This window comes from Parasphingorhabdus sp., from assembly GCF_049667325.1.
Classification (GTDB): domain Bacteria; phylum Pseudomonadota; class Alphaproteobacteria; order Sphingomonadales; family Sphingomonadaceae; genus Parasphingorhabdus.
In genome coordinates this window covers 1-5,329 of the sequence record NZ_JBATHY010000087.1, presented here as the reverse complement: position 1 = coordinate 5,329, position 5,329 = coordinate 1, and the positions used below count along the sequence as shown (strand labels likewise).

Here is a 5,329-nt window from a genome sequence, read left to right as displayed (position 1 = left end):
TTGACGCGGCTGCGCTCGGCTGGTCTGCCGAAAGCGACAAGGTCGAGGGCTGGCGCAGTAACCGCGGCTATCGTGGCTATCGCGGACATCGTCGCCATCGCGACCGGATCGACGGTGGCGACATCCTGGCCGGCATATTGGTACTCGGCGGTATTGCGGCCATCGCCAGCGCGGCGTCAAAAAACAACCGCGACCAGCGGTCCGATGATCGCGACTATCGCAGCGAAAACCAGCGCTATGATGACCGGCGTACCGATACGCGTGACGATAGCAGAAATGACCGGGGAACCGGTGCAATGGAATCGGCGATTAGCGCCTGTTCCAATGCCGCTGAACGGCAAGCCGGCCGCGATGCCCAGGTTACCGCCATTGAATCGGTTGTGCGTGACGGTGAAGGCTGGCGCGTCGAAGGCGAATTGTCGAATAGCGATCAAAGCAAGTTTCTGTGCGGAGCCACCGAAGGCCGTGTGGATTTCGTCCAGCTTGGCGACGAAGATTTTGCTTTCGCGAACTAAACCGCTGTCCGGCCAAATTCCTGACGGGTGACCGGGTGCGATGCGCTCAGGCCACCGTCTACGGCTATCGCCTGGCCATTGACATAGGATGAGCGTTCGGAGGCCAGAAACAGCGCGACTTCCGCCATCTCCATAGGTGCCGCGCCGCGACGCAGCGGATTGAGATAGCCGAGCCGGTCCTCCTTGCCCTTCTCGCGGGCCTTGTCATAAATGAACTGGGTCATGCCGGTTTCGGTGATGCCCGGACAAATCGCGTTGCAGCGGACATTGGACGTCGCAAATTGCTGGGCCGCAACCTTCACCAGATTGATCACGCCTGCCTTGGAAGCCGAATAAGCCGGCCCACCTGCGCCCGATCGTATCCCGGCCACGCTCGCGGTGCAGATGATTGAACCACCATGTTTGCTCTCGGCAATGACCTTGCCGGCATATTTGCAGGCCAGATACGGCCCGATCAGATTGACCCGCAAAACTTCCTGCCATTCGGCGACACTGCTGTCGAATATACCCTCGAACCCGCCGCCAATGCCGGCATTGGCGAAGAAAACATGGAGGTCGCCAAAGCGTTGCTCCGCAGCATCCACGAGCATCTCGACATCGCCTTCCGACCCCGCATCGGCCTTGATCGCGATAATATTGCCTTCGGAACCCTTGGCGGTGTCCTCGACCGCATCGGTGATATCGCTGGCGATGACTTTTGCGCCATGTTCGGCGAATAACAACGCAGCAGCACGGCCAATGCCGCTACCGGCGCCGGTGATGATCGCGACTTTGTCCTTGAGGTCCATCTTATGCTCCTGCTCGCTTCGCGGCTTCCCAACCGGCTTGCGCCAGCGGCGTGACGCGATCCGACATTTCGGCCGCCGCCGCGCTATTGGCGGTGCCTTCGGCAACCCGCTTTTGGATGCCCTGTAGAATAGCAGCAATCCGGAAGAGATTATAGGCCAGATACCAGTCCATCGGCGGAAGCTCAGCCATACCTGATCTTTCGCAATAGCGGGCAATCGCTTCTTCGCGAGAAGGGATGCCCAGCACAGCCAGATCAACACCTTTCAGACCGCTGCGGCCTTCGGGTTCCATTTCGTAGGCCATGAGCCAATAAGCAAAATCCGCAATCGGATCGCCGAGAGTCGAGAGTTCCCAATCGAGAACCGCGATCACTTTCGGTTCGTCATGGGCAAAAATCATGTTGTCCAGTCGATAGTCACCGTGGACGATACCAAAGCCTTTCTGCTCCGGAATAGTTTTGGTGAGCCATTCGATCAGTCGATCCATCTCCGGAATCTTGTCGATTTCGGACAACCTATATTGCTGTGTCCAGCGGGAAATCTGGCGCTCGCAATAATTGCCGGGCTTGCCGTGCTTTTCCAATCCCAATGCCGCGGGATCGAAGCTGTGCAGCAGGGCCAATGTGTCGATCATCTCATGATAGATAGCGCGACGTTCCTTCGGATTGCTGTCGGGCAGCGCGCCATCCCAGAATGTCCGGCCATCGGCCATGCCCATCACGTAGAACATCGTTCCTATCACGCTATCATCATCGCACAGGCCATAGGGCTTGGGGACGGGAAATTCGGTTGGATAGAGTCCGGCAATCACCCGGAATTCGCGATCCACCGCATGGGCGGAGGGCAATAATTTTCCGACCGGTTTCTTGCGGAGCACGTAGGAGGTGCCGGGCGTGTCGATCTTGTAAGTCGGATTGGACTGGCCGCCCTTGAACTTGCTCAGAGTCAGCGGTCCTGTGAAGCCGGCGACATTGGCCTCCATCCATTTGGTCAAAGCCGCTTCGTCAATCTTGTCTTTTTCCGGCACGTCCATCGTGCCAGTCATATCTTCCTGTGGATTCATGGAAGCTCCTATTGCTTAGCCAAAGGTGATGACGGAACGGGCTGCGTCGCCTTTTTTCATTTTTTCGAAGCCGTCATTGATCTGTTCCAGCGGAATCGTTTCTGCGACAATGCTGTCCAGATCAAGCAGACCGCGCAAATAAAAGTCCACCAGCCGCGGGATGTCGACCGGGAAACGGTTTGATCCCATCAGCACACCCTGCAATTTCTTTCCGGAAAGCAAATCCATCGCGCTCAGGCCGACCTTGTGATCGAGCGGCATCATGCCGAGAATGGTCGCGGTGCCGCCGCGCTTGAGCGAACCGACCGCCAGGTCGCCGGATGCCGGACGTCCGACGGCTTCGATCGCATGATCGACGCCGCCTTTGGTGAGTTCGAGTATTTGCGCCGCCGCGTCATCGGCAGACGCGTCGATAACATCGGTTGCGCCAAGCTTGAGTGCAAGATCGCGTTTTTCCTTGATCGGGTCCGCAGCAATAATCCGGCCGGCACCGGCAATTTTGGCAGCATTGATCGTCGCCAGACCGACACCGCCACAGCCGACGACCGCGACAGTTTCGCCCGGAGTGACCTTGCAGGCATTGAAGATCGTACCCGCGCCGGTGGTCACGGCACAACCGATCACCGCGGCACGATCAAGCGGCATATCCGGATTGATCCGCACGCAGGCATGCTCGTGGATCAGCATCTGCTCGGCGAAGGCCGAGAGATTGAGCATCTGCCCGACCGTCGATCCGTCGGGCCTTGTGATACGCGGGGTTTCTTCGGGGCCGCGCCTCGTGTCCGCGCCGAGGCACAATGACATCCGGCCAGACACACAAAATTCGCAATGGCCGCAAAAGGCCGACAGGCAAGAAACCACTGCATCACCCACCGCAACGGTGCGAACCTCGCTGCCGACCGCCTCGACAATACCCGCCGCCTCGTGCCCTGGAATCGCCGGCAATGGGTGCGGATAGCTGCCGTTGATAAAATGCAGATCCGAATGGCACAGCCCGCAAGCGGCCGTCCGGATCAGCACTTCATGCGGTCCCGGCTTGGAGATCAAGACGTCTTCAATTACGAGCGGTTTACCCGCTTCCACCAGAACTGCGGCCTTCATCACTCTCTCCTAGCGGGTGGCACCCATATCACCGGACGAGAAGCTTTCCTTCATCTTGCTGCCGTCGGCGGTTTCGGCATATTTGCCATATTCCATCTTGGCGATCGTGCGATTGTGCACTTCATCCGGGCCATCGGCGAGCCGCAAGGTCCGCTGATGCGCATAAGCGCTGGCGAGACCGAAGTCCTCTGAAACGCCGCCGCCGCCATGGGCCTGGATCGCATCGTCGATGATCTTGAGCGCCATGTTCGGTGCCTGAACCTTGATCATCGCGATTTCGGCCTTGGCATATTTATTGCCGACCTTGTCCATCATGTCTGCGGCTTTCAGGCAGAGCAGGCGGCTCATGTCAATGTCGATCCGGGCGCGGGCAACGCGCTCGTCCCAGACGCTATGCTCGGAAATGCGTTTGCCGAAAGCGATGCGCGATTGCAGGCGCTTGACCATTTTCTCGAGCGCTTCCTCTGCGACGCCGATAGTCCGCATGCAGTGATGGATGCGACCGGGTCCGAGGCGACCCTGAGCGATTTCGAATCCGCGCCCTTCGCCGAGCAGGATATTGTCAGCAGGAACGCGAACGTCCTTCATTTCGACTTCCATATGGCCGTGCGGTGCATCGTCATAGCCGAACACCGGCAGGTGACGAATGATATTTACGCCCGGTGCGTCGGTTGGCATCAGGATTTGAGACTGCTGCGTGTAGCGGCTGCCCTCGAATGTGGTCTTGCCCATGACGATAGCAATTTTGCAGCGCGGATCGCCAAGGCCGGAGGACCACCATTTGCGGCCGTTGATGACATATTCATTGCCATCGCGGACAATTGCGGTTTCGATATTGGTCGCATCGGAGGAGGCAACGGCCGGTTCTGTCATCAAAAAGGCGGAACGGATTTCGCCATTCATCAGCTGCCGCAGATATTGCTCTTTCTGTTCCAGCGTGCCGTAGCGATGGAACACTTCCATATTCCCGGTATCGGGAGCCGAGCAGTTGAACACTTCCGAGGAAAAGCCAACGCGGCCCATTTCTTCGGCGCACAGGGCATATTCCAGATTGGTCAGCCCGGGGCCTTCAAATTCGAACACATCGTCAATATGCGTCAGGTTGGGGTTCGGTGGCGGCATGAACAGGTTCCAGATGCCGGCTTCCTTGGCTTTCTTCTTCTCTTCCTCGACCACTTGCAGGACTTTCCACCGTTCGCCGGTCGATTCTTCCTTGTGAAAATCCGCCATGCGCGGGCGAAGGTGAGTCTCGATATGATCGCGTACCCGGTTGCGCCAATATTCCTGCTTTTCGGTGAGATCGAAATCCATTCCCAAGTCCTTTTCTTTGTTCTTGTAATTTAACTATGCAATTAACTTATCAGAGGCCACGTGGCTTTGCCACAGCGAAAGCGCTTGGCCGGATGATTTCCATTCTGACAGCTTCATTTAACACGCGGCATTACCGAGGCCAGCTTTGCAATGCGGTCGCTATGATCCTGCTCGCTCAGAGGAAATAAAGTGTAGGCCCATGTACCAAGAAGTCCAATTACGGTCACCATCGACACAAAAATCAACGCCAGATTGTCGACAATCGCGGGATCAACGCTGCCCGGAACCGCCTGCGAGGGTAGCTCGATGAAGGAAATAATCAAACCCGACAACAAAATCCCCATCCCGCCAACCATTTTCTGCATGAACCACATGCCCGACGAGAACAGGCCCTCGGTGCGTTTGCCGACTTCAAATGCATAGGCATCGGCAACGTCTGCCATCATCGACATGGTCAGGATCATCGCAGAGATGCTCGCCCCGATTGCGATGACGAGAAAGGTGAAAAGAACCGGAATGAGAGAGGGGGATCCGGGCTCCGGAAATAGAGC

At 57.4% G+C, this 5,329-nt stretch carries 5 protein-coding genes and 1 pseudogene; 1 reads left to right on the top strand and 5 read right to left on the bottom strand.

What is annotated here, in order from left to right; genetic code table 11:
- Positions 1-515 (top strand): annotated as a pseudogene (locus tag WBM93_RS04845) (hypothetical protein); the annotation flags it as partial.
- On the opposite strand, the gene WBM93_RS04840 reads toward WBM93_RS04845, so the two are convergent.
- The 5 genes from WBM93_RS04840 to WBM93_RS04820 all read right to left on the bottom strand — a co-directional run.
- Entirely contained in the window at positions 512-1,303 is a 792-nt protein-coding gene (locus WBM93_RS04840) for an SDR family NAD(P)-dependent oxidoreductase (protein WP_424428916.1), read from the bottom strand. The pseudogene WBM93_RS04845 and the gene WBM93_RS04840 overlap by 4 nt on opposite strands.
- Position 1,304: 1 nt before the next feature.
- On the bottom strand, positions 1,305-2,366 hold the full coding sequence (locus tag WBM93_RS04835) for a phosphotransferase family protein (protein ID WP_424428912.1): 1,062 nt from the start codon (positions 2,364-2,366) through the stop codon (positions 1,305-1,307).
- A 15-nt stretch (positions 2,367-2,381) separates the two neighbouring features.
- Positions 2,382-3,467: a Zn-dependent alcohol dehydrogenase gene (locus WBM93_RS04830; RefSeq protein ID WP_424428909.1), complete on the bottom strand. Its 1,086-nt coding sequence runs from the start codon at positions 3,465-3,467 to the stop codon at positions 2,382-2,384.
- 9 nt (positions 3,468-3,476) lie between these two features.
- The gene (locus WBM93_RS04825; RefSeq protein WP_424428906.1) at positions 3,477-4,778 is read right to left on the bottom strand and encodes an acyl-CoA dehydrogenase family protein; all 1,302 of its coding nucleotides are present in this window, start codon (positions 4,776-4,778) and stop codon (positions 3,477-3,479) included.
- A 113-nt stretch (positions 4,779-4,891) separates the two neighbouring features.
- The coding region (locus tag WBM93_RS04820) for an MFS transporter (RefSeq protein ID WP_424428903.1) at positions 4,892-5,329 on the bottom strand (438 nt) is incomplete at its 5' end.

Coding starts and splice junctions, on each gene's coding strand:
- WBM93_RS04840 (WP_424428916.1), bottom strand. CDS start 1,303: ATGGACCTCAAGGACAAAGTCGCGATCATCACCGGCGCCGGTAGCGGC.
- WBM93_RS04825 (WP_424428906.1), bottom strand. CDS start 4,778: ATGGATTTCGATCTCACCGAAAAGCAGGAATATTGGCGCAACCGGGTA.
- WBM93_RS04830 (WP_424428909.1), bottom strand. CDS start 3,467: ATGAAGGCCGCAGTTCTGGTGGAAGCGGGTAAACCGCTCGTAATTGAA.
- WBM93_RS04835 (WP_424428912.1), bottom strand. CDS start 2,366: ATGAATCCACAGGAAGATATGACTGGCACGATGGACGTGCCGGAAAAA.